This window comes from Bacillus sp. FJAT-29814, from assembly GCF_001510715.1.
Lineage (GTDB): Bacteria > Bacillota > Bacilli > Bacillales > Cytobacillaceae > Neobacillus.
The window spans coordinates 374,895-393,784 of the sequence record NZ_LMTJ01000006.1 but is presented as its reverse complement, the minus strand read 5'-3'; the positions used below and the strand labels follow the sequence as shown (position 1 = coordinate 393,784).

The 18,890-nt window shown below is 42.1% G+C and carries 19 protein-coding genes; 17 read left to right on the top strand and 2 right to left on the bottom strand.

All coding sequences use genetic code 11. The features are described 5' to 3' along the window. Positions 1-18: 18 nt before the first annotated feature. The 10 genes from AR334_RS18765 (at position 19) to AR334_RS18720 (ending at position 9,554) form a co-directional block, all read left to right on the top strand. Positions 19-639, top strand: coding sequence for a YveK family protein (locus tag AR334_RS18765; RefSeq protein WP_082693014.1), 621 nt, complete (start codon positions 19-21; stop codon positions 637-639). Positions 640-701: 62 nt separating this feature from the next. Beyond that, the gene (locus tag AR334_RS18760) at positions 702-1,937 is read left to right on the top strand and encodes an O-antigen polymerase (RefSeq protein WP_066315189.1); all 1,236 of its coding nucleotides are present in this window, start codon (positions 702-704) and stop codon (positions 1,935-1,937) included. After that, positions 1,906-2,742, top strand: a complete 837-nt coding sequence (locus tag AR334_RS18755) for a glycosyltransferase (RefSeq protein WP_066315187.1) — start codon at positions 1,906-1,908, stop codon at positions 2,740-2,742. The genes AR334_RS18760 and AR334_RS18755 overlap by 32 nt, the downstream gene beginning before the upstream one ends. 12 nt (positions 2,743-2,754) lie before the next feature. After that, positions 2,755-3,462, top strand: a complete 708-nt coding sequence (locus AR334_RS18750; RefSeq protein WP_066315182.1) for a glycosyltransferase family 2 protein — start codon at positions 2,755-2,757, stop codon at positions 3,460-3,462. Between the two features lie 124 nt (positions 3,463-3,586). Further along, positions 3,587-4,465 (top strand): glucose-1-phosphate thymidylyltransferase RfbA, encoded by an 879-nt coding sequence (gene rfbA / locus AR334_RS18745; protein WP_066315180.1) that lies wholly within the window; start codon positions 3,587-3,589, stop codon positions 4,463-4,465. A gap of 14 nt (positions 4,466-4,479) precedes the next feature. Next, a complete protein-coding gene (gene rfbC / locus AR334_RS18740) occupies positions 4,480-5,040 on the top strand; it encodes a dTDP-4-dehydrorhamnose 3,5-epimerase (protein ID WP_066315178.1) in 561 nt (186 codons plus the stop codon). Between the two features lie 11 nt (positions 5,041-5,051). Then, complete coding sequence (rfbB, locus tag AR334_RS18735) at positions 5,052-6,074, top strand: dTDP-glucose 4,6-dehydratase (protein WP_066315171.1); 1,023 nt, start codon at positions 5,052-5,054, stop codon at positions 6,072-6,074. Then, positions 6,074-6,913 (top strand): dTDP-4-dehydrorhamnose reductase, encoded by an 840-nt coding sequence (gene rfbD, locus AR334_RS18730; RefSeq protein ID WP_066315167.1) that lies wholly within the window; start codon positions 6,074-6,076, stop codon positions 6,911-6,913. The genes rfbB and rfbD overlap by 1 nt, the downstream gene beginning before the upstream one ends. A gap of 326 nt (positions 6,914-7,239) precedes the next feature. Further along, complete coding sequence (locus tag AR334_RS18725) at positions 7,240-8,337, top strand: glycosyltransferase family 4 protein (RefSeq protein ID WP_066315162.1); 1,098 nt, start codon at positions 7,240-7,242, stop codon at positions 8,335-8,337. 152 nt (positions 8,338-8,489) lie between these two features. Further along, positions 8,490-9,554 carry a glycosyltransferase family 4 protein gene (locus AR334_RS18720; RefSeq protein WP_066315160.1) on the top strand — a complete coding sequence of 355 codons (1,065 nt, stop codon included), beginning with the start codon at positions 8,490-8,492 and terminating at the stop codon, positions 9,552-9,554. Between the two features lie 129 nt (positions 9,555-9,683). Here AR334_RS18720 and AR334_RS18715 read toward each other — a convergent pair whose 3' ends face one another. Further along, positions 9,684-10,328 (bottom strand): YigZ family protein, encoded by a 645-nt coding sequence (locus AR334_RS18715; RefSeq protein WP_066315159.1) that lies wholly within the window; start codon positions 10,326-10,328, stop codon positions 9,684-9,686. Positions 10,329-10,590: 262 nt separating this feature from the next. On the opposite strand from AR334_RS18715, the gene AR334_RS18710 reads away from it, so the two are divergent. From AR334_RS18710 to AR334_RS18680, 6 genes are all read left to right on the top strand, one after another. Continuing rightward, on the top strand, positions 10,591-11,733 hold the full coding sequence (locus AR334_RS18710) for a sensor histidine kinase (protein ID WP_066315139.1): 1,143 nt from the start codon (positions 10,591-10,593) through the stop codon (positions 11,731-11,733). 170 nt (positions 11,734-11,903) lie between these two features. Then, positions 11,904-12,587 carry a response regulator transcription factor gene (locus AR334_RS18705; RefSeq protein ID WP_066315132.1) on the top strand — a complete coding sequence of 228 codons (684 nt, stop codon included), beginning with the start codon at positions 11,904-11,906 and terminating at the stop codon, positions 12,585-12,587. Between the two features lie 141 nt (positions 12,588-12,728). After that, positions 12,729-13,568 (top strand): DegV family protein, encoded by an 840-nt coding sequence (locus tag AR334_RS18700; protein WP_066315124.1) that lies wholly within the window; start codon positions 12,729-12,731, stop codon positions 13,566-13,568. Positions 13,569-14,122: 554 nt separating this feature from the next. Further along, positions 14,123-15,145 (top strand): nuclease-related domain-containing protein, encoded by a 1,023-nt coding sequence (locus AR334_RS18690; RefSeq protein WP_253701321.1) that lies wholly within the window; start codon positions 14,123-14,125, stop codon positions 15,143-15,145. Beyond that, the gene (locus tag AR334_RS18685) at positions 15,123-16,613 is read left to right on the top strand and encodes a DEAD/DEAH box helicase (RefSeq protein ID WP_066315094.1); all 1,491 of its coding nucleotides are present in this window, start codon (positions 15,123-15,125) and stop codon (positions 16,611-16,613) included. The genes AR334_RS18690 and AR334_RS18685 overlap by 23 nt, the downstream gene beginning before the upstream one ends. Positions 16,614-16,715: 102 nt before the next feature. Then, on the top strand, positions 16,716-17,441 hold the full coding sequence (locus AR334_RS18680) for a ComF family protein (protein WP_066315090.1): 726 nt from the start codon (positions 16,716-16,718) through the stop codon (positions 17,439-17,441). 122 nt (positions 17,442-17,563) lie between these two features. Here AR334_RS18680 and AR334_RS18675 read toward each other — a convergent pair whose 3' ends face one another. Next, positions 17,564-18,061: a spore coat protein gene (locus AR334_RS18675; protein WP_066315086.1), complete on the bottom strand. Its 498-nt coding sequence runs from the start codon at positions 18,059-18,061 to the stop codon at positions 17,564-17,566. A gap of 274 nt (positions 18,062-18,335) precedes the next feature. On the opposite strand from AR334_RS18675, the gene raiA reads away from it, so the two are divergent. Continuing rightward, on the top strand, positions 18,336-18,872 hold the full coding sequence (gene raiA / locus AR334_RS18670) for a ribosome-associated translation inhibitor RaiA (protein ID WP_066315084.1): 537 nt from the start codon (positions 18,336-18,338) through the stop codon (positions 18,870-18,872). The last annotated feature ends 18 nt before the right edge of the window (positions 18,873-18,890 follow it).

Sequence of the window (18,890 nt, the reverse complement as noted above, 5' to 3'; positions counted from 1 at the left end):
TAATTCATTCGGAGGTACATGATGGAAGGCACTACTTATATCGTTGATTTACTTAAAGTTTTTAAAAAATATCTTTGGTTGATTATTCTTCTTGGATTAATAGGAGGTGTCTCTGGAAGGATGCTGACTAGTGCAGCCCCGCCTCCCACATATGAAGCTTCTTCACTGGTGTTGATTAAACCGTTAATGAATGAAACGAATACGATTATTAATCAGACAGATGAAACGGTTCGTTTCTTAAATACTGCTCAAACCCTTATTAATACCAATGCTATACTTGGCCCTGTGAAGAAAGAGTTGAAACTGAGAGACAATGTTAAGGCCTTGGCTGGTAAAGTAAGGGTATCCAATGAAAACGGCTCACATGTCATAAAAATAACTGTTAACGATAAAAGTCCTGATAAAGCAACCAGAATCGCAAATGGAGTTGCGGACGTCTTTAAACGAGAAATAGGAAGTTTTTTAGAAGTTGAAAAAGTAAACATAGTCGAAAAAGCACAAAAAGGACAAGAGGATAAAATCAGCCAAGTCCCACGAACAAAGGCTAATACTATAATGGGAACGGTTATCGGATTAATACTGGGCGTTTTTCTTTCGCTTGTTTTGTTCTTTTTTATAAAACCATTAAAAAAAGCTTAGAATGTCTACCGCAGTATTCAGCAGTACCATATTCATAGGTTGGAAAGGGGGCATGCAAGGGTTTGATTAATCCTTATTTTATTTATATACTATCCTTCCTTGCTGTATTGATCGCTTATCTATTTAGATGGTCAAACCTGTTTCCGGATTTAGGGCTGCCGTTAGTCCTGTTTTTAGGAAGTTCAATGGCAGTGGCCTTTTTTCTAGGAAGAATTTTTGTGAAGCAAAAGATTATTTCCTTTAATAATATAAAGTACAAGAAGAACTTGGAGCTTGTCACTTATGGAATATTAGCCGGTTATTTATTGGAATTTTTATATCATCGGAATTTCCCATTATTAGCCATGTTTACAAATACTCAGCTTAGCTATACCGAATTTGGAATACCAACATTTCATGTTTTATTGGTTACGTTTAATTCGTTTTTTTCGCTGTATTTGTTTCAAATTGTTCTCTCTGGAGCGGAGCGGAGAAAAATATCATTAGTTCTATTTATCCTTACTCTAGTGCCTTCAATTTTAATATTAAATAGAGGGATGCTGCTCATTATTTTAATGAGCTGTGTGTTCATCTATCTAATTAAATATCAGTCGAAAATTACTTTTAACAAAATTGCCGGGTTGACCGTATTGATGATTATTGGTCTGTATCTGTTTGGTGTTTTGGGGAATATGAGGGTGAACAATTCTTATCAAACGAATACATCCCTGTTTGATAATAGCCTCTTCTTGCAAATAGGCGGGGCAACTAATGAATTTAAAGACTCTGTCATCCCGAAGGAGTTTTTCTGGGGCTATATCTATTTGGCCTCCCCGCTTGCTAATCTCCAAGAGACCATAAACAATTTTACCTTTGAGGAAGATGTGAACTTTTACGATTCTTTTGTGTTCACGATCACTCAGACTTTGCCGGATTTTATTAGTAAGAGGATAGTGCCTTTATATAATATGGTCATTCCTGCCGGGTATCAAATAACTCCCGAGTTAAACGTATCGACAGCCTTTGCGCAGCCTTTTGTATTGCTGGGCTGGGTGGGAATCACATTTTATTCGATATTCGCATTCGCATTTGCCTTTTTATATATCTTGTTTTTGAAAAAGCTGAACAGTGACTATCTGATTATTGGCGTTGCGATTATGAATTCCATATTTGTTTTTACGACTTTTAGCAACATGTTTTCCTTTACAGGATTAAGCTTTCAGTTAGTTTATCCTTTGTTGTTCACGCTGTTTAGTGAAAAAAAATTCATTCCAAAGGCTGTTAGTGATGAAGATAACCTTAGTAATAGTGGTGTATAAAACCTTAATCGATCAATCCTCTACAATTCGTTCCCTGTTAAATGCTATGAACGAAGACAGTGCTCGTTTTAAAAATATTTCTATTGTTATTTATGATAATAGCCCTGAAAAACAAGTTATTGATTTAGCCGATTTCAAAGGGATTGAAGTCATCTATCAACATGACTCCAGAAACCGAGGAATAGCAGCAGCCTATACCTTTGCTTGGTCACAAGCGAAAGAAAATGGAAGCGGGTGGCTTCTTCTTTTGGACCATGATACTCATTTGACTGGAAATTATCTCAATCAAGCCTTTCATTTGCCGCAATTAGCAACTGACATTGTGGCGGTTGTTCCTGAAGTTCTTAGTGGAAATACAATGATTTCACCAGTTTTCAGTCATTCATTACGTCCGCTTCAGATTGAAAAACCAAAGCCGGGCGTTCAAGAGAAGCCAGTTATGGCCATTAATTCTGGGTCGCTTCTGAGGATCGAATTTTTAAACGAGATTGGCGGTTTTAATGAGGAATTCCCTCTAGATTATCTAGACCATTGGCTATTTTATGAAATCTATGCAAAGGGAAAGAAAGTTTTCCTTATGGATACAACGCTTGAGCATGATTTATCCGTGATGGATTACAGCAAGGTCTCATTAAACCGTTATAAAAGCATTATTAATTCCGAAGTAAAGTTTTACAAAAATTATAAAAAGGATTTGTTTCCAGCCTACAAAAAACAGCTCATGAAAAGATTCTTAAAACAGGCTTTAATCGTGAAAAATAAACATATTGCCATGTACACACTTCGTAAGCTGTTTTCAATTTAAAGGAGCTATTCCATGAAAATATCTGTTTGTATTGCAACCTATAATGGTGAAAACTTCATAAAAAGACAACTGGATTCCATCATAAAGCAGCTTAAACAGGATGATGAAATTATAATGGTGGATGACGGCTCAAAAGATCAGACTGTTCAGGTTGTGAAGGATACATATGGGAATCGGATTCAGGTCTATGTGAATGAGAAAAACTTGGGCGCAATCAAGAGTTTTGAAAAGGCGATATCCTTGGCAAGAGGGGATATCCTTTTTCTGTGTGACCAGGATGATGTGTGGGAAGACGATAAAGTGGAGACCGTTCTGAATGCTTTTGAAGATCAGCACGCCGACCTTGTGGTCCATGATGCTTATGTGGTCGACGGTGATTTCAACATCCTAAATCCATCATGGAATGATTATAATCATAACAACATAAACCAAGGAATTTTTGGGAATATTTTAAAAAACGCCTATACCGGGGCTTTTATGGCCTTTAAACGGGATATAGTGTCTGACATCTTACCATTTCCATCCACTATTGAAATGCATGACCAATGGATTGCACTTGTGTGCATGATGAAAAAAAGGAAAATTGTCTTTATCGAAAAGCCATTAATGAAATATGTCCGCCATGGCGGAAATGTTACCGGGATAAAAAAACGCCCGTTATCAGTGCAAATTAAAGGAAGACTGCGGACCATTTCAGCGGTAATGGGCTATAAAGGTTAATATTATAACTTTTTTGTTACATTTTTGTTCGGTTTTGGCTTTTATAGCCATCCTTCCTTATAATGGGGAAGGATGCAAGGACAATTGTTGCTTGTTATATCAAAAAAAGAGGAGTTGGCTTTTTATGAAAGGTATCATTCTTGCGGGAGGCAGTGGCACGCGACTTTATCCGTTAACAAGGGTAGTGTCCAAACAGCTTTTGCCTGTCTACGATAAACCGATGATTTATTACCCATTATCCGTATTGATGCTGGCTGGGATAAAGGACATTTTGATTATCTCGACTCCGGAGGATACACCGCGATTTGAACAAATTCTCGGAGACGGCTCGGATTTGGGCATGAACTTTACATACAAGATTCAACCAGAACCAGGTGGACTGGCCCAGGCTTTTATTCTTGGAGATGAATTTATCGGTGATGATAACGTTGCCTTGGTCCTCGGCGATAACATTTTCTATGGCCATGGGTTAACGAATTTATTGAGAAACGCAGCAGCCCGTGAAACAGGAGCAACGGTGTTTGGCTATTATGTCAACGATCCAGAACGTTTCGGCGTAGTGGAGTTTGATGAGAACGGAAAAGCTGTTTCCATCGAGGAAAAGCCGGATGTTCCAAAATCTAATTATGCAGTAACAGGATTGTATTTTTATGATAACCGAGTGGTTAACATTGCAAAAAGTATTCAGCCTTCTGCACGCGGGGAATTGGAAATTACCGATGTTAATAAAGCCTACCTTGAGATGGGCGAATTAAGTGTGGAACTGCTGGGCCGCGGCTATGCTTGGCTGGACACGGGGACACACGCATCCTTATTGGAAGCATCTCAGTTTATTGAAACGGTTGAAAAGAGACAATCATTAAAAATTGCTTGTCTTGAAGAGATTGCTTATAAAATGGGTTATATTACAAAAGAGAAACTCATTGAATTGGCAGAACCGTTAAAGAAAAATCAATATGGGCAATATCTGATTAAAATTGCGAATCAGACAAGTAATTTATAAGTGAGGTCGGACTCATGAATATCATTGATACAAAATTACCTGGTGTAAAGATTTTAGAACCAAAGGTGTTTGGTGACCACCGTGGTTATTTTATGGAAAGTTATAATAAAGAAATGTTTGAGAAGTTGGAATTGCATTATGATTTTGTTCAGGACAACCAGTCCTTATCAGCACCAACCGGCACATTGAGGGGCTTGCATTTCCAGCTGAATCCGAAGGCACAAACAAAAGTTGTCCGCTGCATTACGGGTGCAATCTATGATGTTGCAGTCGACATTCGCGAAGGGTCTCCTACCTACGGTCAGTGGGTAGGCGTCATCCTTAGTACTGAAAATAAACGCCAGTTGCTCGTCCCAAAGGGATTCGCGCACGGTTTTTGCACATTGGTGCCTGACACCACTGTTGCTTATAAGGTCGATGAATATTATTCACCTGAGCATGACGGCGGAATTCTGTGGAATGACCCGGATTTGGGAATTGATTGGCCAACCAACAATCCAATCCTTTCGGAAAAAGATACAAAGCATCCAAGATTAAAGGATGCATCCCATCTTAACTTTGTGTTTGAAAAATAGGAGGCAGGAATATGAAGTTATTAGTAACAGGCGGGGCTGGCTTTATTGGCAGCAACTTTGTCCGCTATATGGTAAATAAATACCCGGAATATACGATTGTCAATTTGGATTTATTAACTTACGCAGGCAACCTTGAGAATTTAAAGGATATTGAAAACAAACCAAACTACAAGTTTGTCCGTGGCGATATTGCTGACCGCGATTTTATTCAGGGTCTTTTCCAAGAAGAGAAGTTTGATTATGTATTGAACTTTGCAGCGGAATCTCACGTTGACCGCAGCATAACCGACCCAGGAATTTTTGTGCAAACAAATATTCAAGGAACATTGGCATTATTGGATGCGGCCAAAACCTTTGGCGTGAAAAAATACCTTCAGGTTTCAACGGACGAAGTGTACGGAACTTTGGGTGAAACAGGCTATTTTACAGAAGAAACGCCATTGGCTGCGAACAGCCCATACAGTGCCAGTAAAGCGGGGGCTGACTTATTAGTGCGCGCCTACCATGAAACCTTCGGGCTCCCGGTTAATATTACCCGTTGCTCCAATAACTATGGACCATTCCATTTCCCGGAGAAACTGATTCCGTTAATGATTATCAATGCCTTGAATGACAAGGAGCTTCCGGTGTATGGCGATGGACTGAATGTCCGTGACTGGCTGCACGTGGAAGACCACTGCCAGGCCATTGACCTTGTCCTACATAAGGGCCGTGATGGCGAGGTTTATAATGTCGGCGGCAATAACGAGCGGACCAATATTGACATTGTCAAAACGATTCTTAATCATCTTGGCAAGCCTGAATCGCTGATTAAATTTGTAAAAGACCGTCCGGGACATGACCGCCGCTACGCAATTGATGCAACAAAGCTGCGCACAGAGCTGGGCTGGTCGCCAAAGTATAATTTTGATACCGGCATTGAACAAACAATTAATTGGTATTTAAATAACCGCGAATGGTGGGAAAACATCATTTCTGGCGAATACCAGGATTACTTCAAATCCCAATATGGCGAGAGACTAGGTGTAGAATAATGAAAGTTATAGTTACAGGTGCTGCAGGCCAATTAGGGCAGGATGTACTCCTGGAATTGGAGCGAAAAAACCATCAAGCCATCGGTACTGACCGCGCTGACTTAGATATAACGATTGAAGGGGATGTACAAGCGTTTATCGCTGAAGTGAAGCCGGACGTCATTCTTCATTGCGCTGCTTATACCAATGTGGATGCTGCGGAAGAGGATGAAGAAACAGCCTACCGGGTCAACGGACTCGGGACTAAGAATTTGGCCCTTGCAGCCAAGCAAATAGGCGCTAAAATGCTGTATATCAGTACAGATTATGTGTTTGACGGTACAGGCACTGACCCATATGAGGTTGACGACCCGACAAAGCCGTTAGGGGCATATGGAAGAACGAAATTAGCCGGTGAAGAATTTGTCCAGGAACTGTTGGAGCAATTCTTTATTGTTCGGACAGCATGGGTCTTTGGTGCCCATGGCCACAATTTTGTGAAAACCATGCTTCGCCTTGGCAAAGAACGCGGTGAGGTTGGTGTTGTTCATGATCAGGTGGGCTCGCCAACCTATACTGTCGATTTGGCTAAGTTTATGGTGGAACTTATGGAAACTGAAAAGTACGGGATTTATCATGCCACAAACAGCGGCGTCTGCTCATGGTATGAATTCGCCGTAGAAATTTTTAAACAGGCTGGCCTGAATGTGAAGGTCAATCCGTTGACAACTGAGCAATTCCCAAGGCCAGCCGAAAGGCCGAAGTATTCGGTTTTAAGCAAGAAGAAAATTGAAGCGCAAGGATTTACGCCTCTGCCAAATTGGCAAGATGCCTTAACTGCATATTTAAAAGAAGTTTGAAAATGAAAAAAAGGACGCATTATGGTAACATTAATGTGTCCTTTTTCTTTTTTTAAAAATTTATAAAAAAGTAGGTAACTTTCTTCACAATGTTTCGTCTAAATAATAGGTTAAGTCATTTACCATTAGGCGGGATGATTGTACATAAGAACCCATCTTTTCTTGTAAATTCCAGACGATGGCAAAATTAATAGTTTCATTGATACAAAGACTGTGCTATAATCCATTAGGAGTATTTTATCGAAATTTGGCATCTTTATTCATTGAAAAAATAAAAATTTCAATGTGTTAATAAAAATGACCATGTAAAAACTCGGAGGGTCCATATGTTATATTTCACTTTATTTTTATGTTTTTGTGCTTCGATCTTCCTTACACCGTTAGTAAAGAAATTAGCCTTTAAAATTGGCGCGACTGATAAACCAAATCAAAGGAAAGTTCACCAAAAAATTATGCCCCGCTTAGGTGGATTGGCTATTTATATTAGCTTTATATTGGGATTATTGATTATTCAGCCAATCGATAATTTTAATACGCTGCTGACAAACCCAATTGGAAATGTACACGTAGCCCTGATACTCGGCAGTTTTATCATTATCCTTACCGGAGCAATTGATGATGTGAAGGAAATTTCAGCGAAAGTAAAATTGCTGGGACAAATACTTGCCTCTCTAGTTATTATCGTTATCGGTGATATTAAAGTAGAGTTCATCAACCTGCCATTTGGCGGAGGACAGTTGGATTTTGGAATCTTTAGTATACCGTTTACCATGATTTGGATTGTTGGCATTACAAACGCGATCAATTTAATTGATGGATTAGACGGTTTAGCAGGCGGGGTTTCTTCAATTGCCTTATTCTCTATTGCAGGAATAGCTTATATGACTGGTAACCCATATGTAACAGTTATAGCATTAATTGCTGCATTTTCTACCCTAGGGTTCCTTATCTATAATTTCCACCCGGCTAAGATTTTTATGGGTGATACAGGGGCTTTGTTTTTAGGATTCTTAATAAGTGTTCTTTCCTTGTTAGGCCTAAAAAGTGTTACGGTTATGTCACTGGTTATTCCAGTAATTATCCTTGGAGTTCCAATTTCTGATACTTTCTTTGCGATTATCCGCAGACTTGTGAATAAGCAGCCTTTATCTGCTCCTGATAAATCCCATTTACATCATTGTTTGCTAAGATCTGGATACACTCACCGACAGACAGTTTTAATGATTTATGCAATGAGTGCCATTTTTGGACTAGCTGGATTTATTTTTTCACAAGCAACAATTCGTGGGTCAGTAATCATTCTCATAACAATATTAATTATTATAGAGCTTTTCGTTGAGAAAATTGGTCTTGTACGAGAAGATTACAAGCCGCTACTAAAACTGATTCAAGGATTTAGACCGGCAAGTATGCGTAATAAGTAAACATTTTAAAAAGGGGGTTTTGTACCCTCTTTTTTATTTTGGTGATATTTTTAAGTAATTCTAAAATCATTTAAAGACTTCCGTTTTTTTACAACATATATAGTGTTTTCTATTCCTTGTAACTGGGCAAACTTAAAACAAGGAGGATTTCTATGTTTTTTCTTACCTTGATAGTATGTTTTGCCATTTCGATTATCATTACACCACTTATAAAAAAATTTGCTTTTTTGATTGGTGCTACAGATAGGCCTAACCATCGGAAGGTACACCAGTCTATAATGCCTAGACTGGGCGGTTTGGCGATTTTTATTAGTTTTTTAATAGGCTTAATCATCCTGCGTCCAGTAAACGAGTTTTCATTGGCGATTCTTGCTGGCTGTCTAATTATCATCATCACTGGTCTTTTGGATGACCTTCTTGAATTGCCTGCACGCTATAAGCTTATTGGTCAAATAGCGTCAGCTTGTACGGTGGTTTTTTGGGGAGATCTGCAGGTTGTGTTTATCAACCTCCCATTTGGAGCTCAACTTCAATTTGGCCTCTTAAGTATTCCTTTTACGATTCTGTGGATTGTAGGAATCACGAACGCCATCAATTTAATTGACGGCCTTGACGGGTTGGCAGCGGGGGTGTCTTCCATAGCATTGATCACCATCTCCGGTATTGCATTTCTTCAGGGGAACATTTATGTGGCAACTGTTGGACTAATTGTCATTGCCAGCACTTTGGGCTTTCTAATTTATAATTTTCATCCTGCAAAAATTTTTATGGGGGATACAGGAGCTCTTTTTTTAGGCTATATCATCTCAGTTTTATCTCTCCTTGGTTTTAAAAATGTTACCTTCATTTCGCTTATCATTCCCGTTATTATTTTGGCCGTTCCGATTTCTGATACTTTTTTTGCGATTTTGAGACGAATTATTCATAAAAAACCTTTAGGTGCACCCGACAAGCAGCATCTTCACCACTGTATGTTGCGAATGGGCTACTCCCATCGACAAACTGTCTTGCTGATTTATGCGATGTCTGCATTTTTTGGATTGGTAGCCGTTATTTTTTCCCAGGCAAGGATTGGCGGCGCGCTCATTTTAATTGTAATAGTCATCCTAATTATTGAAATTGTCGCAGAAAAAATTGGCTTGGTCGGCAGGAATTATCGCCCGCTGTTAAACATTATGCAGACTTTCCGGACGAGCCTAGCCAAGGATAGGTCATAAAAAAGGGACTCATCTTTAATATGAGTCCTTTCTTCATGTCTGTGATAAACTGTTTTTAGAAGTCATTCATGCGATTTTTTTCCCAATTGCGTTCTTTATTCAGTCCATCTATAATTCACATAAAGAAACCTATGGGGATCTTACAAAGTCTTCCTCAAGGTAAACCGTAGCGCCATGTTGGAAACTGACCTGGCCGTTGGTACATTCAATCATCCAGTCAGTGAAGGCCTGGATGCGGTTTTCATCAACGTAGGCTTCTATTTTGACGACATCCAAGTAGTGAATTTCTTTGATTGTATACTCGGAGGCGCGCAGTTCCTTTTCGATTTTCCCAAGCCAAGTATAATCAATTTTTACATGCATAATTTGTACTAATCGCCTTTCGACGATACCGACTGCATCGAGACCTTCTGATGTCGATTTGCCGTAAGCTCGGATTAGGCCTCCTGCGCCAAGCTTAATCCCGCCGAAATAGCGGGTGACAACAACGACTGTGTCCTTTAGGTTCCGCTTTTTTAACACCTCTAAGATCGGGACGCCGGCGGTTCCGCTCGGTTCGCCGTCATCGTTGGCCTTTTGAATTTGATCGTGCTCTCCAATGAGGTAGGCCGAACAATTGTGGGTCGCGTTCCAGTGCTGCTTTTTAATCGCCTGAATAAATTCCTGGGCCGCTTGTTCTGTTTCTGCTCTGGTTATATGGGCAATAAATCGTGATTTTTGAATAACAATTTCATGTTCACCGGTTTGTTTTACCGTTAGATATCGTGGCAGCATGTGATCTCCTTTCTTTTTTGAAAAAAAATAATGTAATATACCTATAATATAGGTGTAAAGTTCGAATGATATAATAAATACAGTTTGTAAAACCACATTCATAGGTTTAAGGGAGTAGTTTAGTATAATAAGTATACTACTTTTTTACGAAAATGAGGCAACGGTCTGCAAAAATGAGTCTTAACCTTAGCCAATAAATTGAAACAGTGGTAAAGTATGTTAAAGACCTAAAGGGAAAATGAACGACCCGGAGGAGTCCGTAATGAAGATGATGCAAATGAACATTAAATCGATCGATGAAATTCGTGAGGAAATGCTTGATACGGTCACGGTCAGCAAAAGTGATATCTTCCGAATCAGCGAACAATGCCGTCAGGACTATGACAACATTACAAATGAACTGGCTTCGATTAAGCAAGTGATGGTGAAGCTTAACGAGGAAGGCACCCAGCTGGAGGAACTGGTCAAAGCAGCAAGGCACAAACTCTCGGAAGTAAGCATGAATTTTAAAAAGTATTCCGAAGAAGAAGTGCGTGAGGCATACGAAAAAGCGCATCAGCTGCAAATGGACCTATCGATCAATCTCCAGTACAAAAAGCAGCTGCTGGAAAAACGCGATGAGCTTGAGCGCCGGCTGAACAGCATACATCAAACGATTGAACGGGCTGAGCAGCTGATTTCGCAAATTAGTGTCGTGATGAATTATTTGCAAAGTGACCTGAAACAATTTGGCGAAGCGTTTGAAACGGCAAAAGCCAAACAGGATCTAGGCTTGAAAGTGATAGAAGCCCAGGAGGAAGAACGCAAACGGCTGTCTCGGGATATTCACGATGGACCGGCACAAATGCTGGCCAATGTGATTGTCCGCTCCGATTTGGTGGAACGCGTCTATCGGGAGCGGGGAGGCGACGAAGCACTTGCCGAAATCCAGAGCTTTAAAAAAATGGTGCGATCAGCCCTATATGAAGTACGCAGAATTATTTATGACCTGCGTCCGATGGCTCTTGATGATTTGGGGCTCGTTCCGACTCTCAGAAAGTATTTACGCACCATCGAAGAATATCACAACAACTCCAGCATTGAATTTGAAAATATTGGACAGGAGCGCCGACTGCCTGCCAAGTACGAGGTCGCTCTGTTCCGACTGATTCAGGAGTCCGTGCAAAACTCGTTGAAACATGCCAATGCCTGCGAAATCAAGGTTAGACTAGACATCACCGACACCGCGGTCAACGTGCTGATCAAAGACAACGGCATCGGTTTTGATACCAGCAAGAAAAAGGAAGGCTCCTTCGGGATGATTGGCATGCGCGAACGTGCCGAACTGCTTGAAGGGAAAATTACCTTCGACTCCAAAATCGGCAAGGGCACCTCAGTCCAAATCCAGGTTCCGCTTAGTTCTTAACAAATATTTAAAAATTAGGTTCCTTGATGGCGGTGTCAGGCACCCATGGCACAGTTAACACTGTGCCTAGTCAGTAATTGGTGTCAGGCACCGGGTACCATTTTAAAAATATTATCGATTCGTAACACTTACTCCAATGGGAAATTTGAACAGATTAGGGGGAGTTACACATGACAACCAAAATTATTATTATTGATGATCACCAGCTTTTTAGAGAGGGTGTTAAGAGAATATTAGAGTTTGAGAAATCGTTCCAAGTTGTGGCCGAGGGCGATGATGGCAGTGAGGCAGTGACGCTGGTCGAGGAACACCGTCCCGATGTTGTCATCATGGACATTAATATGCCGCAAATGAACGGCGTCGAGGCAACTCGTGAGCTGGTTGGAAAATATCCGGACACAAAGGTTATCATTCTATCAATTCATGACGATGAAAATTATGTGACCCATGCCCTGCAAACGGGCGCATGCGGCTACCTGCTAAAGGAAATGGATGCCGATGCTTTAATAGAAGCGGTTCGTGTTGTGGCTGATGGAGGTTCTTATCTTCATCCTAAGGTGACCCATAATTTGGTCAATGAATACCGCAAGCTTGCCGCAGGTGTTACACGTGGCGGTTCCTATGGCCAAACGGTAGAAATCCGCCGTCCATTGCATTTGCTGACACGCCGCGAGTGCGAGGTATTACAAATGCTGGCCGATGGAAAAAGCAATCGCGGCATTGGCGAATCGTTATATATCAGTGAAAAAACAGTTAAAAACCACGTATCCAACATTTTGCAAAAAATGAACGTCAACGACCGCACCCAGGCCGTAGTTGTTGCAATTAAAAATGGCTGGGTGGAAGTACGCTAAATATGGTTGAGAGGGGCACGCAGGACATTGCGTGTCCTTTTTATTTGCTCGATTTCTGTGGAAAAGAATGCATTTTATGTCTGTTTCATATACAATATTCTACAGACATATTTTCGTAAAAAATAAGGATGGTAATTATATATGAAAACGGCAATTGTCACGGATAGTACCGCGTACATACCGAAAGAAATACGGGACAAATGGAACATCCATATGGTCCCGCTAAATGTGATTTTCGGCGACGAACCGTATCAGGAAGAAGTCGATATCACCTGGCAGCAATTTTATGAAGAGGTAAAGACAAAGGAGTTGCCGACCACGTCCCAGCCGCCAATCGGCCAGTTTGTCGAATTGTTTGAGAAGTTGGCTGAAGATTACGATGCCGTCATCAGCATTCATTTATCGAGCGGCATCAGCGGGACGTATCAAGGTGCGATCACGGCCGGAACAATGGTAGAAGGCATCAAGGTATATCCGTTTGACACGGATGTCAGCTGCATGGTTCAGGGCTTTTATGCCCTTGAGGCGGCGGAATGGGCGTCTCGCGATGTGGAGCCCGAGAAGATTATCGCTCGGTTGGAAGAGTTGAAGCACTCGGCTAGGGCTTATTTTATGGTCGACGATTTGGCCCACCTGCAGCGTGGCGGACGGCTGTCAGGTGCTGCTGCGCTAATCGGCAGCTTGCTGCAAGTGAAACCCATCCTGCACTTTCAGGAAAAGGTCATTGTCCCGTTTGAAAAAATTCGCACCCGGAAAAAAGCAATGAAGCGAATTGAGGAGCTTCTCGGCGAGGATGCTATGGATGGAGGCCGCTACCAGGCTGTCATTATCCACGCCAATCGCGAGGAAGAAGCCAAAGAGTGGAAGGCCGAACTTGCAGCTCAGTACCCGAACGTGGACTTCTCGATCGGCTACTTTGGGGCTGTTATCGGCACCCACCTTGGCGAGGGCGCCATGGGCTTAGGGTGGATGAGGAAATAGTTTTTAAGAGTTTACCTTTTAGCCAGGCTTCGGTGCCTGGCTTTTTGTATGTAACTGGGGGTACGTTTTTTGGAGGAGTATTCTTCTGGAAAATATGGTTTGGCGAAAACATCCAGGAAATCAGCGAAATGAACCAAGTTTTTGGCGAAATTCTGCCCCGAATTGGCGAAATAACCTCATGATTCCGGCGAAAACTAAGGCGATATCGGCGAAATGCACTCAGGAAGGGCGCCAGCCTTCGAACAAGTCGTAAACTGGGAAGGAGATATTTTTGAAAAAGTAATCATTGAACTGGTTTGGCGAAAACATCAAGGAAATCGGCGAAATGCAGCTAGTTTTCTGCGAAATCTGGTCCCGAATTAGCGAAATAACCTATGGTTTCGGCGAAAACCAAGACCAATTGAGCGAAATGCCCGGGTAGAGTCTAGTCGAACAAGGCATAACAATATTAAAAATGAAACCGACACATAATGTCCATACAATTCTGAAGGAATTCTATTGATTTTTGTAGAAATTTATCAAAAAAACAGTTTGGAGTGATGATTCCATTGCTTATGAAAGACCTTTCTGTCCCGCTCAGACTAATATTGACCGAAATATTACACCATCGCATCATCCCATGCCATTATAAACAGTCTGAAATTGTAAAAGACCTCAAAAAAAGAAAAGCCGGTTATAAAGGCGAGCTTATTTTAAGCCATTATGTCAAAGAACTGCCTCAAGAAAAATACTATATATTTCACGACCTCCAGCTAGAGCACAATGGTGTCCACTTCCAAATTGACACTCTTCTCATTTCCCGAAGTTACATTCTTATTATCGAAGCAAAAAATATTATAGGTACATTAATTTTTGATAATGTGTTTAATCAGTTAATTCGCTACAACGCTGACGGAACGGAAGATGTGTTTGAGGACCCCCGTGTTCAAGTGAAGCGACTGCGTAAGCTTCTTGGCGGGTGGTTGGCTAAAAACGGCTTCAATTTCCTTCCGATTGATACCTTAGTATTTTTCAGCAGCAGCACAAAAACGATTTTAAAAACTAATACTACAGATTACACTGCCTTAGAAGAAGTCTGCAAAGGCAGGGACCTTTTTAACAAAATTGATGGCATGGAAAAGAGCTACAGTCAAAGCAGAGTGAATGACGAAACGATCCATGGGCTAAGCAAATTTCTACTATGCAATCACAAACCTGAGAAGGTCGATATTTTGAAAGAGTATAGCCTTTCAGTTAATGATATTCGTACTGGCTCTCGCTGTCTTAAGTGTTTTCATATCCCAATGATTTATAAAAGAGGAAAATGGGTCTGTCAGAATTGCGATTTTATTACGAAGGATTCTTTTATTGGTGGGATCCAAGATTATTTTCTCCTAATAAAACCGTCCATTACCAACACAGAATGCCGAAACTTTCTTCATATACCAACGGTTGATACTGCTCAAAAAGTACTTTTGTTATTGAACCTACCCTCCAAAGGCAATACAAGAAATCGTATATATCTTTCCCCATCAGAAAAATTGTCTATTCCTGAAGCATTAAAAGAGGTGCCCCATGCGTTTCATAATAAAAAATAACAAGCTCATCATGCAAAAATTCTTCACGGAGGATTCGCTCAAAATCTCGCAAATTCCAGCAATCCCCCAACAGCCGCCAGGTTCGAACTACCCATATAATCACGACCTTCAAAAGCTCCTTACCGGCAAACAGCTTCTCCTAGACGACATTCCATTCCGACACGACGAACTTCAAACACATTATGACAATGGCTATGTGACTTTCCGAAAAGGTATAGAGTACAACGGGAAAAAGCCTGTCTGCACCCGCTGCGGGAACAAGGACCCGCAATGGTTCGCATCCTACCCTTGTGCACGGTGCGGCGAGACCTGTCTCTATTGTCGGCATTGCCTTATGATGGGGCGTATAAGCGAATGCACACCGCTCCTCGGATGGAATGGCCCAGTGCCTGACACCATGCTGCCACTAAAAATCAAGGCCTGGCAGGGTACTCTTTCAAAAGGGCAGCAAGCAGCGTCGGACAAAGTGGTGGAAGCCATCTTAAACAAACAAGAGGTTCTTGTATGGGCCGTCTGCGGCGCGGGGAAAACCGAGGTGCTGTTTGCCGGAATTGAGGCCGCTCTTGCCGAGAACCAAAGGGTCTGTATCGCCACGCCAAGAACGGATGTTGTTCTAGAACTCACTCCCCGGTTAAAGGCCGCGTTCCCACAGATACCAATTTCTAGTCTCTATGGCGGTAGCGAGGACCGCCATCTATTTGCGCCACTGACAATTGCCACCACCCACCAGTTGCTCCGTTTCTACCATGCCTTCGACACCCTAATCTTGGATGAGGTCGACGCCTTTCCCTATACGGTAGAGGAATCGCTGCAGCATGCCGCTGTCCAAGCTCGTAAACCTGATTCGGGGATGATTTACCTAACCGCCACTCCTAACGCGAAATGGCAGCGGGAATGCCGCACAGGGAAGCGTACCTATGTGACCATTCCGGCCCGATTCCACCGCCATCCATTGCCCGTTCCCGTATTTGTCTGGTGCGGCAACTGGAAGAAGCGAGTAGGAAAAGGCCGGTTACCGGTAAATGTCCTTAAATGGATTAAAGACAGACTTCAAAACGGCAAACAGGCATTAGTCTTTTTCCCCCATATTGCGCTAATGGAAAAAGCCTTGCCGATTCTGCGCCAGTTCCATCCTAATATTGAGGCGGTTCATGCTGAAGACCCAGAACGGAAAGAAAAAGTACAGCGGATGCGGAACAAAGAAATCCCGATGCTGCTGACAACGACTATCCTTGAGCGAGGTGTCACCTTTCCCAATATTGATGTGGCTGTTGTCGGCGCAGAGGATCAGATTTTTAGCGAAAGCGCGCTTGTGCAAATTGCCGGGAGGGCCGGCCGCAGCAAAGATCATCCGGATGGGGTCGTGACCTTTTTTCATTATGGAAAAACTGACGCAATGCTGAAAGCGAGGCGGCAAATTGTTTCGATGAATCGGGAAGGAGGCAAACGGGGGTTGCTTGATCCTTAAGTTGAATCGGGGATGCATCAAACGGAGGCTACTTTATCCTTAATTTGTTTAGGCGAGAGCAAAAGGGGGGCTCAATTCTTAATTAGAAAGGAATGTATTTTTATGAACCTATTCCGGCAAGACAGATGTTTCATCTGCCATGAACCAATTAGTCCGGATATCGGCTGGCAAGCCCTTTTTTCAGCAGACAATGGCCATTTTCTATGCTCCTGCTGTGAAGGGAAGCTGGAGAGAATCGAAGGGGATACATGCCGGATTTGTTGCCGGCCGTTTCTGGTACTCGACGATAAATTTCGCGACGGCGATCTATGCCACGATTGTTTTCGTTGGGAGGAGGAACCGAAGTGGCAAGGATATCTGGAAAAAAACATTTCTATATTTCTTTATAATGACTTTATTAAGGAGGTCATTGCTAGGTATAAATTTCGTGGCGATTATGTACTAGCAAAGGTGTTTGCAGAGTTTGTAAAGCTGCAAATTCAGAAAATAAATGCTGATTATTACGTCCCGATTCCATTAAGTAAGGAAAGACTATATGAAAGAGGTTTTAACCAGGCCGAGGCGCTAATTAGGGAGTCTGGCTTGGTTCCAAGCAGAGTACTGTCGCGCATCCACTCCGAAAAGCAATCCAAAAAATCAAGAACCGAACGCATCCATCTGCCTCAAGTATTTCAACTGTGCCCGGAAACCGCCGTAACCGACTTCCAAGGAGCATCCATCCTCCTCATCGACGACATCTACACCACCGGTTCCACCCTCCGCCACGCCGCCAAACTATTAAAAGAGGCAGGCGCTGACAGGATTACCTCATTGACACTGGCTAGATAGGAGTATTGGTGTCAGGCACCAAACGTGGACAGTTGTCCGCCTCTCATGGACAACCCTTAATTAGGGATCCGCACCATTTTCCAAGTCGGCAATGGTGTTATCGGTGCCTGACACCAATATTATTAGGACCGCATCCGAAGTGCTTTCTGGGCGAGTTCCATGTCATGCCCTAATAAAGCACCAATATCGTAGGACGGGTAGTACTGGTGTTTGAGCATGTAATTGTAAACTCGCTCGTGGCCCTGGATGGCGCCAACCAATTGATTCGTGAAGGTTTTCCTCAATGCCGGGGTCGCCGTTTCGGTAATCGCTACCGCAAGATTGCGGACCATCGTTTTCGAAAGCACCAGCAAATCGGCGGCGAAGAAGCCAATATCTTCACGTACTTCCTCGTCCTCACGTGTTTGAAAGCCTTGGGCTGAGGGATAAAAGCGGAGCAGCTCCCTCAAATTTCCTTCAAGATCCGTAATGCACATTCTGTAAAGCTCTCTAAGCTCCTGGTCCTTCACTTGTCTAATCGACATTTTTAGCTTCATTAATCCTGTGGACTGAAATGCCACCAATTCGTGCAATTCCAATGTTTCGTGCCAGGCTAGGGGCTTTCTCTCTTCATGGCTCATTGGGCATATCCTCCTTCATTTTCACATCAATTTACGATATGCCCAAGGCGTTTTAGTGGTAAATTGTCCCATTTAATATTACAATAAAGATGAACAATCATTCATTTTATTCAAAAAGTCAGCTAAAAGTCAAACCCTGTTTCCAACGTTAACACTATTTACCTGATGTTTTTGTCAAAAATTCGACAAAATTTTTATATCGATTTAGCAGGATTATCATAGGGTAAAATAGAAATGTAAACATATAGCTTTAATTAAAAGGAGGAGTCCACAAATGAATTATAACGTTCGTGGTGAAAACATTGAGGTAACTCCAGCAATCAGAGAGTATGTAGAAAAAAAGATCTCCAAATTGGAGCGTTATTTTACGGAAGCACCTGATGCGAAAGTTAATGTGAATTTAAGATTCAATCCTGATAAAACATCGAAGGTCGAGGTAACCATCCCGCTACCGCAATTAGTTCTACGTGCTGAAGAAACAAACGGGGATATGTATGCTGGGATTGACCTGATTACTGATAAACTAGAGCGCCAAATCCGCAAGCACAAAACCAAGGTAAACCGCAAATTTCGCGAAACAGGTACCGTTCCATTCCAAGTCAGCTCAAATTCAGAAGTGCATGACGAGGAAGACCTGGAAGTGGTCCGCACCAAACGCTTCGACCTGAAGCCAATGGACAGTGAAGAAGCCATCCTGCAAATGAACCTGCTGGGCCACAATTTCTACGTATTTACAAATGCTGAAACCAACCGTACGAACGTTGTGTACAAGCGCAAAGACGGCCGCTACGGCTTAATTGAAGCCCAATAATATTGTTGGATAAGAGAG